Raw genomic sequence first — 19,120 nt, 5'->3', positions numbered from 1 at the left:
GATTCTCCAATCAATGAAAGTGGACCGGCCACGGTGTGGCGTGGCGACGGAAACAGCTTAGCAAAAGCACGGTTCAGGCGGCGCGAGCCTCGGTAACTGGGGTAGGCGCTTAACCCGGCATCAGGAAAAAGGCGACGACACCTGCCAGGCTGGCGCCGAGCATCATCAGCAAAAAGCCCGACATGCGGGCCAGCGACCCCAGGCGGCCGCCCTGGGGACGGCTGCGCAGCAGGTAGAGGGGAATGCCGATCGGCGCCATCGCCACCACGGCCGTGCTCATCCAGCGTGGGCGCCGGTACAGCCGCGCCTCGCTGTCCAGGCGATACCAGTAATAGGGCAGGAAGCTCAGCAGGAAGGCTGAGAGCAATATCCACCACATGGGCATGTGTACGTGGGAGGCGGCGTACAGGGCGTCGGACATGCCGCAGGCAAACATGAGCGCCAGCAGCGCCCACAGGGTATTCTTGGGAGTCATTGCGTTGATTCAGGAGCGAGGCGGCGAGAATACCACCGGCGACTGGCCGCGAAATTCAACAAAAATCACGGGCGCGCGGAAATATGCACCCTTCATGATCTATTTTGCAGGCTTGCTCGCAAGGGGGCGCTCGCGCCGCGGCAGCGTAAACACGTCCGCCACCAGGGTACTGTCACCGATCTGCCGGCTGGGCGAGGCCGAGTCGTGCACCACCAGCAGGGTGTCGCGCCCATCCTTGTCGACCGCGAACAGCGCAATGCCCTCGGGGTGATCGACCCCATGGCCGAAGGGCAGCTCCAGCACCCGTTCGAGCTGGTCCGCCGCCACCACGCATTCCTTGCCTGGCTGGGTTGCGCCGCGCCAGCGGAACAGCGTGACCGGCCCGTCCAGGTCCATGGTCGGCCCGGCCAGCACCAGGATGTCCTTGCCGTGCACGCACAGGTCACGGATGCCGAGCCCGCCCAGGTCGAGGAAGTGCTTGCGGTACAGGCAACCATCGTCGTCCACCGGCGCCAGGCGCAAGCGGCCCGGCTGCTCGTCCTCGACGAGCGCCACTTCCACCACCAGCGCCCAGCCGCGCAGCACGGGCCCGCGCAGGCCGAGCAGCAGATGCTTGCCGGCCACGGCCAGGCCCTCGATGTCGAAACCGTTGTCCTTGCCGGGAATGGACAGGAAAGGACCGAGGTGCTCGTCCTGGCGTAGCAGGGCGGTCAGTTCGTTGCCCTGATGGTCGCCGCGCAGCATCGCGGCAGTGCGCAGCTTGCCTTTGCGGGTGCTTTCCTTCTCCAGGGTGTAGCCGTCGCCGTCCCGGCACACCGGGATGCGCGCCAGCAGGTAGCGGTTGGCATCCAGGCTGACGCTGGCGAGGCGCTTGTGCGCCTTCCTGACGCCGTCGCCGTCCTTCGGCTGCTTGCGCCGCAGGCTGTGCGAGCCGGCCAGCCACAGGTACTTGCCGTCGCAGGCCAGGCCCTCGATGTCGGCCTCGTTGATGTCGTCCTCGGTGGCGCCGTGCGCCGGCACCGGCAGGTCGAGGTAGTCGTGCAGCGCGTACTGGCGATGGTCGCGCGTGAAGCTGCTGCGGCCGGTGCTGTCGACCTCGCACACGGTCAGGCGCTCGATGCTGACCGATTCGTCGTTGGCGAGCCAGAGCGAGCTGCCCATGCGCAGGGCCACGGACAGGCCGTCGCGCAGTTCCTTGCCGTAGCAAAGCTCGTCGCGCTCGGGATGGAATTCGAGGAGGACGATGTTGGACGGGTGCATGCGGGCTTCCTGGCGGACGTGTGCGACATTGCCGGGGAAAGATAGCATGGGCCTGAACGGACCGGCGCTCAGCAGTGCGGCGCCGGCCGGTTTCACAGCTCCTGCGGGACGGCTGCCAGCTTGTCCGGATTGCGCATGACGAAGACCGCCACGATCCGTTCTTCATCGACGATGAATGACTGCACGGATTCCAGCTTTCCCTGCACATAGCGCAGCACACCCGGCTCGCCATTCACGAGGGCGGTTTTATACGAAACCTGCATGGGAAACTGGTGTTCGAGTGTCCAGAATACGCCCGCGACCCGTCCTGCACCCTTGAGGATATGCATGAAGGACTTGACCTTTCCCCCGCCGTCAGACACCAGCTGCACGTCGTCGGACATCAGGGCACGCATGTCCGCGCGATTTCCCTGCCTTGCGGCTTCAATGAAGCGGCCAAGCAATGCGCGATGTGTATCCTTGGGGACGTCGAAGCGCGGGCGTTCCTGCTGGACGCGCACCGATGCACGATGGACAAGCTGCCGGCAAGCCGGTTCCGATTTCTTGACGACCTCGGCGATCTCGGCATAATCGGCATCGAATACTTGCCTCATCAGGAAAGCCGCCCGCTCTTCGGCGGACAGGCGTTCCAGGACCCACATGAGCGCCACCGAGACGTCGTTGTCCTGCTCGAGCGCACTCTCGGGCGTGTTTTCGTCGAGTTCGACCAGGGGCTCCGGCAGCCACCAGCCGACATAGGCCTCACGATCGACCTTTGCCCTGCGCAGGCGATCGATCGCGAGACGGGTCGTCACGGTCACCAGCCATGCTTCCTGCGACACGATGTGCTCTTTCGGCGCGTCGTGCCAGCGCAGCCATGCATCCTGCACGACGTCCTCGGCGTCCGCGCGGATACCGAGCATACGGTATGCAATCGAAAACAGGCGCGGGCGAAGCGCGTTGAATATTGTTTGCGTATGTGTGCTTGCGCCATCGGTCATAGCATCCTCGCGTCCTTTTCATTCGGGCGTGCGGGTATCGGGAAGCGACACCTCTTTGCTCTTAGACGAACTGGATTCGCTCCTTGTGACAGGCTCCGGGATTTTTTTGTGAACCGGCATGGCCTGTCACGAACGGGCCATGGCAGCCGTCTTACCGGCAAGGATGACGCATATCGGCGTCGTCGACATCACACAAGGAGAAGATCTCATGAAACGCCCAAACTGGTTCCAGGTGTCCGCGGAAGGCGCGAAGGCCGTCGGCGCACTTCACCATTACGTCACGACTGGTACGGAGCTGCCGCCGGATCTCATCCATCTGGTATTCCTGAGAGCCTCGCAACTGAATGGCTGTGCCCACTGCATCGATATCCATACCCGCGACCTCATCAAGACCGGCATGACGATCGACAAGATCGTGCTGGTGCCGGTATGGGAGGAGGCGGAATATCTCTTCTCGGATCGGGAACGGGCCGCGCTGGCATGGACGGAAGAGGTGACGCGTGTGAGCGAAACCCATGCTTCCGACGATGCGTATTGCGCGGCGCTGTCCGTATTTGGAGAGAAGGATCTCGTCGACCTGACACTCGCGATTGCGGCAATGAATGCGATTAACCGGATGGGAATCAGCTTCCGGATGAAACCGCTTGCGAAAGCGTGATGCCAGGTCGCTCCGGCGGTCTAGCCTTGGTGCTGCCGGGGAGCCGGCCGCCCAGCCGGCGCACCCCGCGTCACCAGCAGCACGCCGCCGCACACCAGCACCAGCGCCGCAAGATTGGTCCAGGTCAGGACGTCCTCGTCCAGCCAGATGCCGGACAGGGCGGCGCCGAACAGGGGCACCAGGAAGGCGAACATGCTGACCAGCCCGACCGGATTGTGCTTGAGCAGCAGGCTCCACAGGGTAAAGGCGACGGCCGACAGCGCGGCCAGGTAGACCAGCAGCAGGCTCGAAGCCAGGTCCAGCTGTCCGAGGCTGCCGCCTGTCAGGTAACCGGCCGCCAGCAGGACCAGGCCGCCGATCGCCAGCTGCCAGGCCGTCATCGTCATCGCATCCATGCGCTGCGAGACGCGCTTGCCATAGATCGATGCGGCCGACAGCACGAAGGCGGCGAGCACGATGAAGCCTTCGCCCTGCAGGCTGACGCCGCTGCCCAGCAGGCTGGCGTCGGCATTCACGGCCAGCACGCCGGCCAGGCCCAGCGCGCAACCGACGGCCTTGCGCGCCGACAGGCGATCGTCCTTATAGAGGAAGTGCGCGAGCAGGACGCTGAAGAAGGTGGTGGTGGCGTTCAGGATCGAGGCCCGCACACCGGTGGTGTAGGCCAGCCCGATGTAGAAGAACACATACTGCAGGCTGGTCTGGGCTATTCCAAGCAGGAAGACCTGGCGCAATTGGCCACGGGGTGGAACCGGGAACTTCTTTTGCAGCAGCCAGGCGGCCAGCGCCACGCCGATTCCGGCCAGCAGGAAGCGGTAGCCGGCGTAGACCAGCTTGGACGGGATGTCCTGCTGCGTGATGCCCAGCAGGGCATAGCCGGTCTTGATGGCCGGGTAGGAGCTGCCCCACAACAGGCAGCACAGGGTCGCCAGCGCGACGACGACCAGGGGACGGGCAAAGAACGGGGTCTCGGGCTGCGCTGCGCGGCCGACGGATGAAGCGGGGAACATGCGATGATCTGTCCTGTCTGAATGTCATCGGACATCATACAACATATGGCCGCGCCATGTTGGAAGGACGACAAGCGATCAGCGAAGGTAGGCTGCCACGTTTCCCGCGATCCGTTTGCGTTCCGCCTCGGTGAGCGGCAGCGCGCGGAAGGCCGCCCAGGCTTCGCGCGGCTTCATGTTGGTGGGCGTGGCCGCATCCGAGCCGTACAGGATCTTGTCGGCCCCTACCTGGCGGATGCGCTCGACCATCTCGCGCGCATGCGCCTGGCTCATGTCGGGCGTGGCGATCGAGGCCACGTCGAAGTACAGGTTGCAGGTGTTGGGGTCCTTGCGCGCAGCCGCCTCGGCCAACACGCGCATCACCTCGTTGGCCGGTGGATCCTCGTAACCGGGACCGCTGCCCGCGAAGTGCGCCACCTGCACCATGGTTCGGGTGGCCTCGGGCATGAGCTGCTCGAGGAAGGCGCGCGCCTGCGCTTCGCCATAGGGGCGCTCCAGCGAAATCGAGGCGCGCATGTGAACCGCGATCGCCATGCGGTGCCGGTTGGCGGCGCGGAACACTTCCTTCAGGCGCGCGACGTGCTCGGGCTTGTCCAGCTGGACGTCGGAATTCCCGAAGTGCATCTTGATCCCGGTGCGCAGCTGCGGGTGCGCCGCGCAGCGCTCCAGTTCGGCCAGCGCATAGTCCTTGAGCGGATTGAAGCCGCAGAAGGTGCGCAGGCGCTGCGGATACTTTGCGACCTGGGCAGCGGTCCAGTCGTTCTCCGCCTTCACCCTGGCGTACTCGTCCTCGACCACGCGCGAGGGTCGGCCATACATATAGGCCGTCGACATCACGGCGGCGCGGCGGATGCCGGCTTCGTCCAGTAGGGCGATCAGTTCGGTCACCGGGATCTCGCGCAGCGCGTCGGATCCCGGTTTCGGGGCGATGAAGGCGATGATGCCGGGGCTGAACAGGTGCTGGTGGTGGTCGGCGGCGGCGACGATCGCGGCTGGTGCGGTCGGGGCCGTCGCTTGACTTGCGAATGCGAGCGCAGGCAGGGCGAGCAGCAGGGTGGCGCCCAGGCGCAGCATGGCGAACAGGAGCGGCATGGCGAGACCTCTGGCAGGAGAGCGAGACTCCAGACTAGTCGCGCCGGATCGCGCTGTCCACGGAAAATGGATACATATGGTCCGGAAATCTGTGGCCGTTCTCCCTGCGCCTTCGCGGGTGCAGCGTCACGGCCTGCATGCAGTGTAGATAATCGACCGGTCCGGGTCTTCCCCCACGGCTGGGGGAAATCCACTCAGAGGACGGTGACGACGACCCGCCGCCGCTGCGGCGCGCTGCGGTGCTCGTACAGGTAGATGCCTTGCCAGGTGCCGAGCAGCAGGCGGCCGCCACCGACCGGCACGCTCAGGCCGGAACCCGTCAGCATGTTGCGCACATGGGCCGCCATGTCGTCCGGGCCTTCGGCATCGTGGCGGTAGGCCGGATCGCCGTCGGGGGCGAGTCGTTGCAATACGGTTTCGAGGTCGCGCCGCACGTCGGGGTCGGCATTCTCGGTGACGAGGAGCGAGCAGCTGGTGTGCTGCACGAAAACGTGGGCCAGGCCGCATTGGATATGCGAGGCGCGCACCACGTCGGCGACCGCCTCGGTGATGTCGCGGGTGCCGCGTCCTGGGGTAGGGATGTCGAGGATGCTCTGGTGCGCCACGCTGTGCTCCGGGTCTGGTTCGGGGCACAGCTTAGCAGAAAGCGCTGTCAACCTTAACTATGGATGAGCGCAGAACTGCTGAGCTGCTCCATGGTCGAATGCCTGTTACCACAGACGGGAACAACCATGCGCGCACCGCATTTCAAGAAGTGGTTTGCCAGACTCCCTGCACTGAACCTGCCCCAGCGCCTGCAAACGCTGGCCGCCCTGCTTCCCGCTGCCGGGCTGGACCCGGTGATCGCCCTTATCGGCCAGATCGGCGGAGCGGTGCGTCGCTGCCCCAGCTGCGCATGTGAACGTTACTACCGGCATGGGCAAGCGAACGGCTTGCAGCGCTACCGCTGCCGCGCCTGCGGCCGCACCTATAACGACCTGAGCGGCACGCCGCTGGCGCGGCGGCCGGGCCAGCAAGCGCGGCATTTCACGCGAGCACGACTGCATTCTGGTCGCGCGCGACCGCAGCGGCCAGACCGTCGATGCCGTGGTCGGCCGTGGCGCCTTGACGACGGCGCAGCTGGAGCGCCACCTGCTGCCCCGGCTCGACCGGCAGGTGCTCTTGGTCAGCGACGCCCATGCGGCGTATCGCCGTTTCGCCCGCAAGCATGGCATTGCGCACGAGGCGGTGAACCTGCGTGCGGGCGTACGGATACGCTGCGGCCTTGCCGGTGTCATTCATGTGCAGAATGTGAGCGCCTATCACCAGCGTTTCTGGCAATGGTTGAGCCGCTTCCGCGGGGTCGCGTCGCGCTACCTGCCAAACTACCTGGGCTGGCGCCGGGCGCTCGATGGTGGACGGATCACGACGGTGGAGCAATTGCTGCGCGTCGCAATCAGACACATCCGTAGCCAGCGCTGACAGCGCCTAGCAGAATCAGGCGGCGCTGCGCGCGGATGCCAGTCCGTCCAGCACGGCGAGCAGGTCCTCGAGCGGCGCCGGGCGCGAGAACAGGTAGCCCTGCATCAGCGGACTGCCGTTCCCGCTGAGGTAATCGGCCTGTTGCGCGGTCTCGATGCCCTCGGCCACCACGCGCAGGCCGAGGTGCTCGGCCATCGCCAGGATCGACTGCACGATCGCGGTGCCGTTGACGTCGTTCGGGGTGTCGCGGATGAAGCTCTTGTCGATCTTGAGTTCGTAGAGCGGCATGCGCTTGAGATAGGCCAGGTTCGAGTAGCCGGTGCCGAAGTCGTCGACCGAGAAGCGGATGCCCAGGGCCGCCAGTTCGTGCATGCGGGCGATGGTCTGGTCCAGGTCCGACACCAGCAGGCCCTCGGTGACTTCGAAGATCAGCTGGCCGGCCGGTGCGCCGGTCTCCTCCAGCACCCGGGCGACCGTCTCCACGAAGTCCGGCTGGCGGAACTGCGCCGGGCTGACGTTGATCGAGAGCGGCAGCGGATGGCCGGCCGCGCTCAGTCGCAGCCATGCTTCGCAGGCCTGGCGCAGCACCCAAGTCCCCAGCGGGACGATCAGGCCGGTGGTTTCCGCGATCGGGATGAACACGTCCGGCGGCACCAGGATGCCGTCGGCGCGGCGCCAGCGCATCAGGAGCTCGGCGCCGACCGGCTGCTGTTCGCGGTCGACCTGCAGTTGCAGGTGCATGGCCAGTTCGCCCCGCTCGAGGGCATTGGCGAGGTCGCGCTCGAGCGTGAGCTTTTGCTCGGCCTCGACCAGCATGGTGGTCTCGAACAGGGCCACGCCATTGCGGCCGCTTGCCTTGGCCTGGTACATCGCGGTGTCTGCTTCGCGCAGCAGGTCGTGGGCGGTCTGGCCGGCACGCAGCGGCAGGGCCACGCCGATGCTGCCCGTCGAGCGGTACACGTGTTCGTCGATGGTGACTTCCTCGCCCAGTGCGGCCAGCACCTTGTGCGCCACCTTGAGCGCGGCGGCAGCGGCGGTGTCGGGGTCGTCGCCCAGGTCATTGAGCAGGATGACGAACTCGTCGCCGCCCAGGCGCGCCACGGTGTCGCGCGCGCGCACGGTCGCGACCAGGCGCCCGGCCGCGCTGCGCAGCAGGGCGTCGCCGGTGGCGTGGCCACGGGCGTCGTTGACGTACTTGAAGTTGTCGAGGTCGATGAACAGCACGGCGCCGAGCGCGCCGCCGGCATTGCGGGCGGCCACCAGGGCGTCGAGGCGCTCGGTGAACAGGCGCCGGTTGGGCAGGCCGGTCAGCACGTCGTAGAAGGCCAGGTGATGGATCGCCTTGGCCGAGTTGCGGCGCTCGGTGATGTCGCGCCCGACCACCACCCAGTGGGTGCTGCGTCCACCGTCGCTGGCGAAGGGCACCATTTCCATCTCGGCCCAGAAGGGCTCGCCGGCCTTGGTGTAGAGCTGCAGTTCGGCCTTGATCGCTTCGCCCCGCGCGACGGCGCGCAGGATGCGCTCGACCTCGTCGGGATCGGTGTCCTGGCCGTGCAGCAGGCGCATGCTGTGGCCGATGATCTCGTCGCGCCGGTAGCCGGTGCGGCGCTCGAAAGCTTCGTTGGCGGAAATGATCGGCTGCTGCGCGCCCGGCGCATCGATGGCGTGGGCGATCAGCACCATGTCGTTCAGGCGCGCCACCGCGGCCGAGGTCAGGCGCAGTTCGGCGTTCAGTTCGTGCAGCTTGTCCTGCTTGGACTCCAGGGTTTCGGCGAAGCCGTGCACCTCGCGGAGCGTGTCAGCCAGGCCCTTGACCAGGGCGCCGCAGGTGATCGTGATCAGGGCGCCGACGCACAGGTAGTTGAGTGTGACGATCAGCGAGGACAGCAATTCATCGTGGCCGAGGCCGGCGACGTAGAGCTTGGCGTGGCCGGACAGGCCCAGGCCCAGGATGGTGAGGGCGCTCACGACCAGCGCCCCGAGGGCCTGGCGGGTGCCGAGCAGGACCACGGCCAGTACCGGCGGCGCCATCAGGAAGATCTGGCTGACCGCGCCGACGCCGAGCATCAGGCCGACGCCGACCAGGAACAGCATCGCCAGGAAGTTCAGGACGCGCAGCGTGTAGGGAAGGCGGTCGAACCACCAGATCGCGAAGATCCAGGCCAGCGCCACCACGTCCATCGCGGCGATCTGCCAGAGGCCGTCGACCATGGCCAGGAGCGCGCTGGGCACGGCCGCGACTACGCCGAGCAGCAGGACGGCCGACATCAAAGTCGAGAAAATGCGCGCGCGCCACTGGGCCAGGTCGTCAAACTGTTTCATGCATCAGCCTTCGTGCACCGGCCAGAGAGTTTCTTTAAGTGCAATCAAATTTCTACGGATGCAAGATTATACCCGGAACTGACGAATTCGCTTGTTGCTTGTTGGAAAAATGCAGCAGGCTCCGCTCAGACGCTGTGCGCCAGGCCCAGGTTGCGGTTGGCGGGCACTGCCACGTCCATCAATTTCGGGCGCGGCAGGTCCAGCGCGGCCATCAGCGCCACGAAATCTTCGCGCGAGCGGCCGGCCAGGCGCGCGTTGTGACGCTTTTCCCAGCCAATGGTGGAGACCGACTGGCCACGATAGTCGTGGCCGGGCCAGACCCGGGTGGCCTCGTCCAGCGCGAACAGCTTGCGGGTGACGCTGTCGTACAGCGCGGACGCAGAGCCGCCCTGGAAGTCGGTGCGCCCGCAGCCGTCCACCAGCAGGGTGTCGCCGGTGAACAGGTTGCCGCGCCACAGGTAGCACATGCTGCCCGCGGTGTGGCCGGGAGTGTGGATGACGGCGATGTGCTCGCGCCCGCCGAAGGCAATGAGGTCGCCGTCCTGCAGCTGCACTTCGGCCGGCGGGATGCCGCAGCCGCTGGGCACGCAGGCCTTGGCGCCGGTCAGGGCGCGCAGCTTGCCGGCCGAGGTGACGTGGTCGGCATGGGCGTGGGTCTCCAGCACGTGGGTCAGCCTCAATCCGAGGCGCTCGATGTGCGCGAGGTCGCGCTGCCAGTGGCGGTCGACCGGGTCGATGATCACCGCTTCAAGGCTGCCAGGTGCGGACAGGATGTAGGTATAGGTCGAGGATTCGGCGTCGAACAGCTGGATCGGGTTCACTTGCATGGGCTCTCCTTGGTGCGGCGTGAGTTGTACCACAGGATTGCTCGCGGGGGAAGGCGGCTAGCGTTCCAACGCCCCCAGCTTCTCCCTCAAGCTTGCCTCCGACAGCTCTCCCACATGACGGAAGCGCAGTCTGCCTTGCGCGTCATAGAACAGGGTGGTCGGAAAACCCACCGCCCCGGTACGCGCGCCCAGCTGGCCGGCCGGGTCGATCACCACGTTCTCCATGCGCAGGCCCTGCGCCGTCAGGAAAGCCTGGACCGCGCTTGCGGACTCGCGCTGGTTGACGAACACGAAGCCGACGTCCGGCCGCTTGCGCTGCATCGCCGCCAGGGCCGGCATCTCGCGCCGGCAGGGCGGGCACCAGGTGGCCCACAGGTTCACGACCAGCGGCTTGCCCTGGTAGGCGCGCAGCGGCACCTCGCTGCCGTCGAGCCGGCGCACGCTGAGCTCGGGCATGGGCGCATGCGGCGGGGCGAACGCCGGCAGCAACAGACTGCCGCCCATCCAGAGCGCGATCCCGGCCAGGCTCGATACCAGCAGGGGGCGGCGCAGGCCTGGGGCGCGGCGGGTCAGCTCGGCGCCCACCACGCAGGCGACCACCAGTCCCGCGGTGGCGTCGAAGCCGCCGTCGCGGAAGTCCAGCGCGGCCCAGGGTGTATCGAGGAACAGGTCGTGGTGGCGCAGCACGAACACGGCGCGCGCGGCGACAAAGCCGGCGAGCAGCATCTTCCACAGGATCGGGCCCGGGTCGGCGCCGCGGCGCCGGCGGAACCACTCGGCCAGCAGGTTGGCCAGCAGGATGCCGCCCACGACCAGCAGCACGCCGGTGGGCAGGACAAGGGGGCCTAGTGTGACAACATCCATCGCGCGCTTTCCCTGGTTGAGATAGCGCGACGATACCGCATCAGGCTTAGCAGAAGATTAATCCCGCTCCGGTTCCGGGTCGATCGGCACGTAGCGCGAGATCATGATGCGGTCGATGCGGTTGCCGTCCATGTCCATGACCTCGAAGCGGAAGCCTTCGTGGTCGACGATGTCGGCCGGCTTCGGGATGTAGCCGAGCTGGTAGAGCAGGAAGCCGGCCAGGGTGTGGTAGGCGCCTTCGTCCTCGCCGGGGAACTCGAGGGTGGTCTCGAGCAGGTCGCGGAAGCGGTCCAGCGAGATGCCGCCGTCCACCAGCCAGCTGCCGTCCGGGCGCCGCACGGCGTCGGCGTCGTGCTCCTCGCCGGCCACGGTGACGTCGCCCACCAGGGCGCTCATCACGTCGCTGAGCGTGACCATGCCCTGGATGTCGCCGTACTCGTCGACAATCAGGGCCAGTTCGGCGCGGTTCTTCTTGAACATCTCGAGCAGGGCCATGGCGCTCACGGTCTCGGGCACGTACAGCAGCTCCTGCACCGCGCCGTCGAGGTCGACCGCGTCGAGCGAACCGATGCGCACTGCCTGGGCGAACAGGTCGCGCGCCATCACGTAGCCGAGGATATGCGAACGGTCGCCGCGGCAGACGGGGTAGCGGCTATAGGGATTGGTGGCGATGGCCTCGAGGTTCTGCTGGCGGTCGTCCTCGAGGTCGAGGATCACCAGGTCGACGCGCGGCGTCATCAGGGATTTCAGGTGCTGGTCGTCCAGGCGCAGGGCGCGCTGCACGATGTCGTATTCGGTCTTTTCGAACACGCCGGTGTCGGCGCCTTCCTTGATGCTGCCGATGATGTCTTCCTCGGTCGGCGCTTCCTCCTTGGCTGCGCGGATGCCCAGCACGCGCACGATGGCATTGGTGGCCAGGGACAGGAACTTCACGAACGGCGACATGATCACCGAGAGCGTGCGCAGCGGCTGCGAGATCAGGGTGGCCACCGTCTCCGGGAAGGCCATGGCGATGCGCTTGGGGACCAGTTCGCCGAAGATGATCGAGGCGACCGTGATCGCGATCACGACCACGCCGAGCGCGACTTCGCGCGCATAGGGGCCGATCACCGGCAGCGTCGCCAGTTCAGGCGTGAGGTGGCTGACCAGCGAGGCTTCGCCGAACGCACCGTTGAAAATGCCGATCAGGGTGATCCCGACCTGCACGGTCGAGAGGAAGTGACTGGGGTCGTCGGCCAGCTTGAGGGCGGCGCGCGCCCCGCGGTTTCCTTCTTCGGCGCGCCGCTCGAGGCGCATCCGCTTGGCCGAGACCAGTGCCAACTCGCTCATGGCGAACACTCCGTTCATCAGGATGAGGAAGGAGATGATCAATATGTCGGTTAACACTGGCGCGGGGCCTCCGTCGGACTATCCGGGCCGCGACCGGTCACGCGCGAAAATGGCGTACGCCACATCATCGCATGCCGGAAGGGGTTTCCGCCACACGAATTGCCAACTTGGCATCATTACGGCGCCGAGCGGAAATGCTTGCCGATGCCCGCCCAGCACTGCTGGTAGTCCGGCTGCAGCTGGGGCGAGGACAGCGCGTACGGGGTCGGCACTATCACGTGGCGGGTCTCGAACATGAAGGCCATCGTGTCCGCCACCTTGTGCGGCTTGGCGGTATCCGCGCTGCTGGCCTTGTCGAAGGTGGCGGCGTCCGGTCCGTGCCCGCTCATGCAGTTGTGCAGGCTGGCGCCGCCCGGCACGAAGCCTTCGGCCTTGGCGTCGTAGGCGCCGTGGATCAGGCCCATGAATTCGCTGGCCACGTTGCGGTGGAACCAGGGCGGGCGGAAGCTGTCTTCGGCGACCAGCCAGCGCGGCGGGAAGATCACGAAGTCCAGCGTGTCCACGCCCGGGGTGTCGCTGGGCGCCTGCAGCACCAGGAAGATCGACGGGTCCGGATGGTCGTAGCTGATCGAGCCGATGGTGTTGAAGTGGCGTAGGTCGTATTTATAGGGGGCGTAGTTGCCGTGCCAGGCGACCACGTCGAGCGGCGAGTGGCCGATGGAGGCGCGCCACAGGCCGCCGCAGAACTTCGCCACCAGCTCGAAGTCGCCTTCCAGGTCTTCGTAGCGGGCAATCGGCGTGAGGAAGTCGCGCGGGTTGGCCAGGCCGTTCGAGCCGATCGGGCCCATGTCGGGGAGCTGCAGCAGGGCGCCGAAGTTCTCGCAGATGTAGCCGCGCGCCTGGCCATCCGGCAGGCTGACGCAAAAGCGCACCCCGCGCGGGATCACGGCGATCTCCTGCGGCTCCACCGCCAGGAGACCGAGCTCGGTGGCGATCGCCAGGCGTCCCTGTTGCGGCACCACCAGCAATTCGCCGTCGGCGCTGTAGAAGTAGCGCCCTTCCATGTCCTTGTTGGCGGCGTACAGGTGGATCGCGCAGCCGCTCATGGCTTCGGGCGAGCCGTTGCCGGCCATGGTGACCCAGCCGTCGATGAAGTCGGTGTGCGCGTCGGGCATCGGCAGGGGGCTCCAGCGCAGCTGGTTGGGCGGCGCCGGGGTGTCGAAGCGCGAGACGATGCGGCCTGCGTCGATCGGGGTGAAGCTGCCGTGCACGGCGGCCGGGCGGATCCGGTACAGCCAGGAACGGCGATTGTGGCTGCGCGGGGCGGTGAAGGCGGTGCCCGAGATCTGTTCGGCATACAGGCCGTAGGCCACGCGCTGCGGCGAGTTGCGGTGCAGGGGCAGGGCGCCGGGCAGGGCTTCGGTGGCGAACTCGTTGCCGAATCCGCTCATGTATCCGCTCATGGTGGCGGTGGACTCGCTCATGCTCACTCTCATGGTGGTTGGATGCCGCTACTCTAGAAGAATCTCGCATGTTTTACGAGATGAATAGAAAAATGTAGACTATTCACCATCTAAATACTACTGGTCGCGCGGTTACGGCGCGCCCACAATGCAGGCCAGACAGAACGCCCATGATCGAACCGCACAATATCGACCTGAACTTGCTCTCGGTATTCCAGGAAGTCTACCGGGAACGCCAGATCTCCTCGGCCGCCCGCAAGCTCGGGCTGAGCCAGTCGGCGGTGAGCAATGCGCTGGCGCGGTTGCGGCGCAGCTTTGGGGACGAGCTGTTCGTGCGTACCGCGAGCGGCATGCAGCCGACGCCGCTGGCGACGCAGATGGCCGAACCGATTGGCGTGGCGATGGCCCAGGTCGCACTGGCGCTGAACCAGCGCAGCCGCTTCGACCCGGCCACCAGCAGCAGGCGCTTCGTGCTGGCGATGACGGACGTGGGCGAGATCTACTTCATGCCCACTCTGATCGAGCGCTGCAAGCTGCTGGCGCCGCTGGTCGAGATCAGCTCGATGCGCGCAGGCAGCCTGGCGCTGAAGGAGGAAATGGAAGGGGGACGGGTGGACCTGGCGGTCGGGCCCTTCGAGGACATATCGGAAGCGCTGTACCAGCGCCAGCTGTTCCGCCAGCCCTATGTGACGATGATGCGCAAGGGCCATCCGTTGGGGAAGGGAGAAGTGAGCCTGGCGCGCTTCGTGAAGGCCGAGCACATGCTGGTCGATGCGAACGAGAGTCCGTACGACCGCATCAACGCGCTGCTGGCGCGCGTTGGGGTCGGGCCATCGGTGCGCTTCCGGGTGCCGCATTTCACGGCGGTGCCCTATATGGTGGCTACGTCCGACCTGGTGGTCACCGTGCCGCAGAAGCTGGCCGAACGCGCGGCGCTGCCCTTCGGCCTGGAGTGGATCGTGCCGCCCCTGGAACTGCCCACGCTGCAGACCAACGTGTTCTGGCACCGGCGTTACAACCAGGATCCGGGCAACCAGTGGCTGCGCGGATTGCTGGCGGAAGTATTTGCGGAGTAGGAAGTATTTTGAACCTGACCAACGAGACACAAGGAAGAGAAGAAATGGCAGACCTGTTTGAGAATCCCATGGGCCTGATGGGCTTCGAGTTCGTCGAGTTCGCGTCGCCGACCCCGGGCGTACTGGAAGAAGTGTTCGAGAAGCTGGGCTTCACCAAGGTGGCGATGCACCGCTCGAAGCAAGTGGCCTTGTATCGCCAGGGCGGCATCAACTTCATCATCAACAACGAGCCGAAGAGCTACGCCGCCTACTTCGCCGCCGAGCATGGCCCGTCGGCCTGCGGCATGGCCTTCCGCGTCAGGGATTCGCACAAGGCCTATGCGCGCGCGCTGGAGCTGGGTGCCCAGGCGGTCGAGATCCCGACCGGCCCGATGGAGCTGCGCCTGCCGGCCATCAAGGGCATCGGCGGCGCGCCGCTGTACCTGATCGACCGCTTCGAAGACGGCAAATCGATCTATGACATCGACTTCGAATTCATCGAGGGTGTCGAGCGCAACCCGGTCGGCCACGGCTTGAAGATCATCGACCACCTGACCCACAACGTCTACCGCGGCCGCATGGCCTTCTGGGCCGGCTTCTACGAGAAGCTCTTCAACTTCCGCGAGATCCGCTACTTCGACATCAAGGGCGAGTACACCGGCCTGACCTCGAAGGCCATGACTGCCCCGGACGGCATGATCCGCATCCCGCTGAACGAAGAGGGCAAGGCCGGCGGCGGCCAGATCGAGGAATTCCTGATGCAGTTCAACGGCGAAGGCATCCAGCACATCGCGCTGCTGACCGACGACCTGATCAAGACCGTGGACAGCCTGCGCGAGGCCGGCGTGCCGCTGATGAAGGCGCCGCCCGACACCTATTACGAAATGCTGGACGGCCGCGTGCCGGGCCACGGCGAGAACCCGGAAGAACTGAAGGCGCGCGGCCTGCTGCTGGACGGCGCGGTCAAGGACGGCAAGCCGCGCCTGCTGCTGCAGATCTTCGGCGAAGCCCAGCTCGGCCCGGTGTTCTTCGAGTTCATCCAGCGCAAGGGCGACGACGGCTTCGGCGAAGGCAACTTCAAGGCGCTGTTCGAGTCGATCGAGCGTGATCAGCTGCGCCGCGGGGCGATTGCGGGGGCGACAGCCGAAGCTTGATCATTTGCTTAATCGAGCAAAAGTCAAATTGGGTCCCGGCCTTCGCCGGGACGACGTTGATGGGCTTAGCGTGAGCTTCCTGTTGCGCGATCCTGAGCCGCACTAAAGACCGTCGTCCCGGCGCAGGCCGGGACCCAAGTTTCGCCGCGTACCACTAACGCAGCACGCCGCCCGTCCCGTTTTGCTATCCTGAGCGCTTTGCCTTGATCAGAAGCCTCATGCTCGCCGCCTTCACCATCCTTCTGCTGTTCCAGTGCCTCGGCGAAGGCATCGTCTTCCTGTTAAAGCTTCCGCTGCCCGGCCCGGTCGCCGGGATGCTGCTCCTGATGGCCGCCTTGCTGGCCTGGCCGCCGCTCGAGAAACGCATCGAGGAAGCCGCCAACACGCTGTTGTCGCACCTGTCGCTGCTGTTCGTGCCGGCCGGCGTCGGCATCGTGGCCACCGCGGCCAGCGGCAGCGGCCACTGGTTCGCCATCCTCGCCTCGCTCGTCGCCAGCACCGCCCTGACGCTGGCGGTGACCGGCTTGCTGCTGCGTGGACTCGGGAAGAAGGGCGGCGATGCTTGAGCTGAACCAGTTCTCCCAATTCTGGGTCTACCTGTCCGCCTCGCCGCTGCTGGGCCTGACCATGACCCTGTGTGCCTACCTGGCGGCGCACCGCATCACCGCCTTCTTCAAGGGCGCGCCGCTGGCCAATCCGGTGGCGATTTCGATCGCCCTGGTGGCCTTCGTGCTGTGGCTGTCCGGCATGTCCTACCAGCGCTACTTCGCCGGCGCCCAGTTCGTGCACTTCCTGCTCGGTCCCGCCACGGTGGCGCTGGCCTTGCCGCTGGTGCGCCAGCTGCCGCGCCTGCGCAAGGCTTTCCTGCCGCTGGCCTTCGCCCTGGTGCTGGGATCGGTGACGGCGATCGTCTCCAGCGTGGCCATCGCGCTGCTGCTGGACGCCAGCCCGCAGCTGGCCGCCACCCTGGGCCCGAAATCGGCCACCTCGCCGATCGCGATGGCGGTGTCGGAGCGCCTGGGCGGCATTCCGGCCCTGACGGCGGCGCTGGTGATCGGCACCGGCATCTTCGGGGCGATCGCCGGCCCCTGGCTGTTCGACCGCCTGCGCATCGCCTCGCCGGCGGCGCGCGGCTTCGCCCTCGGTCTGGCCTCGCACGGCATCGGAACTGCCCGCGCCTTCCAGTCGTGCGCCGAGATGGGCGCCTTTGCCGGGCTCGGCATGGGCCTGAACGGCGCCTTGACGGCCGTGATTGCGCCTTGGCTGGTGCCGGCGGTCATGCGCTGGCTGGATTAATAATGCCTAGCGGCAGCGTCGCGCGGTTAATTCACTCAAATCACTAGACTTCGGCTATTTGTATGCGAAGGAGTGTGGCGTGACGACGGCAAGCAAGAAGATCAGCCTCGGGCTGCAGGGCGGCGGCACGTACGGCGCCTACACATGGGGCGTGCTCGACCGGCTGCTGCAGGAAGAGCGGCTCGAGATCGTCGCCCTGAGCGGGGCCAGCGCGGGCGCGATCAACGCGGCGGTGGTCGCGGACGGCATGGCGCGCGGCGGCGGACGGGCAGGGGCGCGCCGGGCGCTGGATCGCTTCTGGCATGCGCTGGCGGGCACGGCCATGTTCAGCCCGCTGCAGCGCACCCCGGCCGACCACCTGGCCGGCGGCTTCACGATGCGCCATTCGCCGGCCTACCAGATGCTGGAAATGGCGGGCGCGCTGGCGGGGCCGGTGCGGGAAATGCCGCTGACGGTCAATCCGCTGCGCCAGTTCCTGAGCGTGATGATCGATTTCGAGCGGGTTCGAGCCTGCGAGGAACTGCAGGTGTTCGCCAGCGCGACCAACATCAGGACCGGCAGCGGCAAGCTGTTCCGGCGCGAGGAACTGGACGCGCAGAGATTGATGGCATCGGCCTGCCTGCCGACCGTGTTCGCCGCCGCCGAGGTCGACGGCGAGCTGTACTGGGACGGCAGCTACGTGGCCAATCCGCCGCTGGCGCCGCTGGTGGAAGCCGGCGCCGAAGACCTGCTGGTGGTGCAGATCAACCCGGTCGCGCGCATGGAGGCTCCGCACAACATGGCCGACATCAGCAACCGCGCCAACGAGATCGCCTTCAACATCAGCTTCCTGCGCCAGGTGAACGCGCTGCTGCACAGCGGCGCGGTGCCCGACGAGGAATACGGCGACTCGACCGTGCTCGCGCCGGTGCGCCTGCATCTGATCAGCGCCGCGCAGGCACTCAAGGAACTGAGCATCTCGAGCAAGTTCAATGCCGAGCCGCGCTTCCTGCAGATGCTGCACGACCGCGGCGCGGCCGCCGCCGATGCCTGTCTGGACAAGCATTTCGACGATATCGGCCGGCGCACGACGCTCGACCCGGCGCTGGTGTTCCGCCCCTGAGCGGAGCATAAAAAACCGGCCAGAAGGCCGGTTCGGTCTGCGGAGCCTGCCTGGGCAATCAGGCCGGGTTCGACTTCCAGGTCTTCTTCGGTCCGAAGGCCTTGACGGCGAACAGCGCGCTGGCCAGGCCTACCACCAGGGCGGCGCCGCTGCCGCCGAAGCCGACCGCGTGTTCCTTGGCCAGCTTGCCGGCCTTCGGCCCCACCAGCTGCATGCGGCGGCGGGTCATCTGGGCGCCCAGCTCGGACAGGGCCTCGCGGCTCAGCTTGGCCTCGGCGTGCGGCAGCAGGGTGGTTTCCTCGTCGGCCACGTGGTGCATCACGTCGCGCATCAGTTCCATCACCAGCTTGTCGTGGCGCGGGTCGGAGCCGCTGGTGCGGCGCAGTTCGGCGATCAGGCGGCGCATTTCCATGTGCTCGGGCTCGGCCTTGTGCATGAAGGGCTCGCCGCTATCGCGCTGGCGCATCACCGGGTAGAAAATTTCTTCCTCGAGGGTCGCGTGGATTTCCAGCGCGTCGCAGATGGTGTCGGCCAGCGCCTTCTTGACGCGCGGCGGCTTGTCCTTTTCGTACTGGTGGAAGGTGACCATTACGTGCGAATGGTCGAAGCGGATCATGTTGGTAATCGTCGGGCTCAGCTTATTCAGATTAAACATCGTTACCCCCTTTGTAGTCATATATTTAACATGGTAGTGTGCCGCCGCTCGTCTTTACTGTAGGAGCGCGCGCCGCGCCCCTGTCGGTCCAGACCGCATCCCGGCGCGCGTCCAGGCCCG

General features: G+C 66.4%; 18 protein-coding genes and 1 pseudogene. 7 read left to right on the top strand and 12 right to left on the bottom strand.

Features of this window, described 5'->3' with window-relative positions; genetic code table 11:
* Positions 1–109: 109 nt before the first annotated feature.
* From FG94_RS14110 to FG94_RS14100, 3 genes are all read right to left on the bottom strand, one after another.
* Positions 110–475 (bottom strand): hypothetical protein, encoded by a 366-nt coding sequence (locus tag FG94_RS14110; RefSeq protein WP_036212685.1) that lies wholly within the window; start codon positions 473–475, stop codon positions 110–112.
* 99 nt (positions 476–574) lie between these two features.
* Positions 575–1,735, bottom strand: coding sequence for a DUF3616 domain-containing protein (locus FG94_RS14105; protein ID WP_036212683.1), 1,161 nt, complete (start codon positions 1,733–1,735; stop codon positions 575–577).
* 92 nt (positions 1,736–1,827) lie between these two features.
* Positions 1,828–2,715, bottom strand: coding sequence for an RNA polymerase sigma-70 factor (locus tag FG94_RS14100; protein WP_036212680.1), 888 nt, complete (start codon positions 2,713–2,715; stop codon positions 1,828–1,830).
* Positions 2,716–2,923: 208 nt separating this feature from the next.
* Here FG94_RS14100 and FG94_RS14095 point away from each other — a divergent pair, with 208 nt between their 5' ends.
* Positions 2,924–3,373 (top strand): carboxymuconolactone decarboxylase family protein, encoded by a 450-nt coding sequence (locus FG94_RS14095; RefSeq protein WP_036212755.1) that lies wholly within the window; start codon positions 2,924–2,926, stop codon positions 3,371–3,373.
* Positions 3,374–3,393: 20 nt separating this feature from the next.
* Here FG94_RS14095 and FG94_RS14090 read toward each other — a convergent pair whose 3' ends face one another.
* The 3 genes from FG94_RS14090 to FG94_RS14080 all read right to left on the bottom strand — a co-directional run bounded on the left by FG94_RS14090 (position 3,394) and on the right by FG94_RS14080 (position 6,077).
* On the bottom strand, positions 3,394–4,380 hold the full coding sequence (locus FG94_RS14090; RefSeq protein ID WP_051996682.1) for a DMT family transporter: 987 nt from the start codon (positions 4,378–4,380) through the stop codon (positions 3,394–3,396).
* A 78-nt stretch (positions 4,381–4,458) separates the two neighbouring features.
* Positions 4,459–5,472, bottom strand: a complete 1,014-nt coding sequence (locus FG94_RS14085; RefSeq protein ID WP_229445948.1) for an amidohydrolase family protein — start codon at positions 5,470–5,472, stop codon at positions 4,459–4,461.
* Positions 5,473–5,666: 194 nt separating this feature from the next.
* Positions 5,667–6,077 (bottom strand): secondary thiamine-phosphate synthase enzyme YjbQ, encoded by a 411-nt coding sequence (locus FG94_RS14080; RefSeq protein ID WP_036212677.1) that lies wholly within the window; start codon positions 6,075–6,077, stop codon positions 5,667–5,669.
* A 126-nt stretch (positions 6,078–6,203) separates the two neighbouring features.
* Here FG94_RS14080 and FG94_RS26650 point away from each other — a divergent pair.
* Positions 6,204–6,933: pseudogene (locus FG94_RS26650) on the top strand (IS1595 family transposase).
* Between the two features lie 15 nt (positions 6,934–6,948).
* Here FG94_RS26650 and FG94_RS14070 read toward each other — a convergent pair.
* The 5 genes from FG94_RS14070 to hmgA all read right to left on the bottom strand — a co-directional run bounded on the left by FG94_RS14070 (position 6,949) and on the right by hmgA (position 13,759).
* A complete protein-coding gene (locus FG94_RS14070) occupies positions 6,949–9,255 on the bottom strand; it encodes a bifunctional diguanylate cyclase/phosphodiesterase (protein ID WP_036212674.1) in 2,307 nt (768 codons plus the stop codon).
* 125 nt (positions 9,256–9,380) lie between these two features.
* Entirely contained in the window at positions 9,381–10,082 is a 702-nt protein-coding gene (locus tag FG94_RS14065; protein WP_036212672.1) for an MBL fold metallo-hydrolase, read from the bottom strand.
* Between the two features lie 57 nt (positions 10,083–10,139).
* Positions 10,140–10,946 (bottom strand): TlpA disulfide reductase family protein, encoded by an 807-nt coding sequence (locus FG94_RS14060; RefSeq protein ID WP_036212670.1) that lies wholly within the window; start codon positions 10,944–10,946, stop codon positions 10,140–10,142.
* 57 nt (positions 10,947–11,003) lie between these two features.
* On the bottom strand, positions 11,004–12,332 hold the full coding sequence (locus FG94_RS14055; RefSeq protein WP_036212667.1) for a hemolysin family protein: 1,329 nt from the start codon (positions 12,330–12,332) through the stop codon (positions 11,004–11,006).
* Between the two features lie 119 nt (positions 12,333–12,451).
* Entirely contained in the window at positions 12,452–13,759 is a 1,308-nt protein-coding gene (hmgA, locus tag FG94_RS14050; RefSeq protein WP_036212664.1) for a homogentisate 1,2-dioxygenase, read from the bottom strand.
* Positions 13,760–13,908: 149 nt separating this feature from the next.
* On the opposite strand from hmgA, the gene FG94_RS14045 reads away from it, so the two are divergent.
* From FG94_RS14045 to FG94_RS14025, 5 genes are all read left to right on the top strand, one after another.
* Positions 13,909–14,814, top strand: coding sequence for a LysR family transcriptional regulator (locus FG94_RS14045; RefSeq protein ID WP_036212662.1), 906 nt, complete (start codon positions 13,909–13,911; stop codon positions 14,812–14,814).
* 44 nt (positions 14,815–14,858) lie between these two features.
* Positions 14,859–15,947, top strand: coding sequence for a 4-hydroxyphenylpyruvate dioxygenase (hppD, locus tag FG94_RS14040; RefSeq protein ID WP_036212659.1), 1,089 nt, complete (start codon positions 14,859–14,861; stop codon positions 15,945–15,947).
* Positions 15,948–16,165: 218 nt separating this feature from the next.
* Positions 16,166–16,513, top strand: a complete 348-nt coding sequence (locus tag FG94_RS14035) for a CidA/LrgA family protein (RefSeq protein WP_036212656.1) — start codon at positions 16,166–16,168, stop codon at positions 16,511–16,513.
* Positions 16,506–17,243, top strand: coding sequence for an LrgB family protein (locus tag FG94_RS14030; protein WP_036212653.1), 738 nt, complete (start codon positions 16,506–16,508; stop codon positions 17,241–17,243). The genes FG94_RS14035 and FG94_RS14030 overlap by 8 nt, the downstream gene beginning before the upstream one ends.
* A 79-nt stretch (positions 17,244–17,322) precedes the next feature.
* Positions 17,323–18,345, top strand: a complete 1,023-nt coding sequence (locus FG94_RS14025; RefSeq protein WP_036212650.1) for a patatin-like phospholipase family protein — start codon at positions 17,323–17,325, stop codon at positions 18,343–18,345.
* A gap of 58 nt (positions 18,346–18,403) precedes the next feature.
* On the opposite strand, the gene FG94_RS14020 is transcribed toward FG94_RS14025, so the two are convergent.
* Positions 18,404–19,000: a hemerythrin domain-containing protein gene (locus FG94_RS14020; protein WP_027864022.1), complete on the bottom strand. Its 597-nt coding sequence runs from the start codon at positions 18,998–19,000 to the stop codon at positions 18,404–18,406.
* Positions 19,001–19,120 lie beyond the last annotated feature (120 nt).

The organism is Massilia sp. LC238 (assembly GCF_000735635.1).
In the GTDB taxonomy this organism is placed as follows: domain Bacteria; phylum Pseudomonadota; class Gammaproteobacteria; order Burkholderiales; family Burkholderiaceae_D; genus Telluria; species Telluria varians.
This window is presented reverse-complemented; position numbering and strand designations above follow the sequence as displayed.

What these genes read in the sequence shown, in the direction of transcription:
- FG94_RS14085 (WP_229445948.1), bottom strand. Translation starts at nt 5,472, where the DNA reads ATGCCGCTCCTGTTCGCCATGCTGCGCCTGGGCGCCACCCTGCTGCTC.
- hppD (WP_036212659.1), top strand. Translation starts at nt 14,859, where the DNA reads ATGGCAGACCTGTTTGAGAATCCCATGGGCCTGATGGGCTTCGAGTTC.
- FG94_RS14095 (WP_036212755.1), top strand. Translation starts at nt 2,924, where the DNA reads ATGAAACGCCCAAACTGGTTCCAGGTGTCCGCGGAAGGCGCGAAGGCC.
- FG94_RS14065 (WP_036212672.1), bottom strand. Translation starts at nt 10,082, where the DNA reads ATGCAAGTGAACCCGATCCAGCTGTTCGACGCCGAATCCTCGACCTAT.
- FG94_RS14105 (WP_036212683.1), bottom strand. Translation starts at nt 1,735, where the DNA reads ATGCACCCGTCCAACATCGTCCTCCTCGAATTCCATCCCGAGCGCGAC.
- FG94_RS14035 (WP_036212656.1), top strand. Translation starts at nt 16,166, where the DNA reads ATGCTCGCCGCCTTCACCATCCTTCTGCTGTTCCAGTGCCTCGGCGAA.
- FG94_RS14060 (WP_036212670.1), bottom strand. Translation starts at nt 10,946, where the DNA reads ATGGATGTTGTCACACTAGGCCCCCTTGTCCTGCCCACCGGCGTGCTG.
- FG94_RS14020 (WP_027864022.1), bottom strand. Translation starts at nt 19,000, where the DNA reads ATGTTTAATCTGAATAAGCTGAGCCCGACGATTACCAACATGATCCGC.
- FG94_RS14045 (WP_036212662.1), top strand. Translation starts at nt 13,909, where the DNA reads ATGATCGAACCGCACAATATCGACCTGAACTTGCTCTCGGTATTCCAG.
- FG94_RS14090 (WP_051996682.1), bottom strand. Translation starts at nt 4,380, where the DNA reads ATGTTCCCCGCTTCATCCGTCGGCCGCGCAGCGCAGCCCGAGACCCCG.
- FG94_RS14070 (WP_036212674.1), bottom strand. Translation starts at nt 9,255, where the DNA reads ATGAAACAGTTTGACGACCTGGCCCAGTGGCGCGCGCGCATTTTCTCG.
- FG94_RS14110 (WP_036212685.1), bottom strand. Translation starts at nt 475, where the DNA reads ATGACTCCCAAGAATACCCTGTGGGCGCTGCTGGCGCTCATGTTTGCC.
- hmgA (WP_036212664.1), bottom strand. Translation starts at nt 13,759, where the DNA reads ATGAGCGAGTCCACCGCCACCATGAGCGGATACATGAGCGGATTCGGC.
- FG94_RS14100 (WP_036212680.1), bottom strand. Translation starts at nt 2,715, where the DNA reads ATGACCGATGGCGCAAGCACACATACGCAAACAATATTCAACGCGCTT.
- FG94_RS14030 (WP_036212653.1), top strand. Translation starts at nt 16,506, where the DNA reads ATGCTTGAGCTGAACCAGTTCTCCCAATTCTGGGTCTACCTGTCCGCC.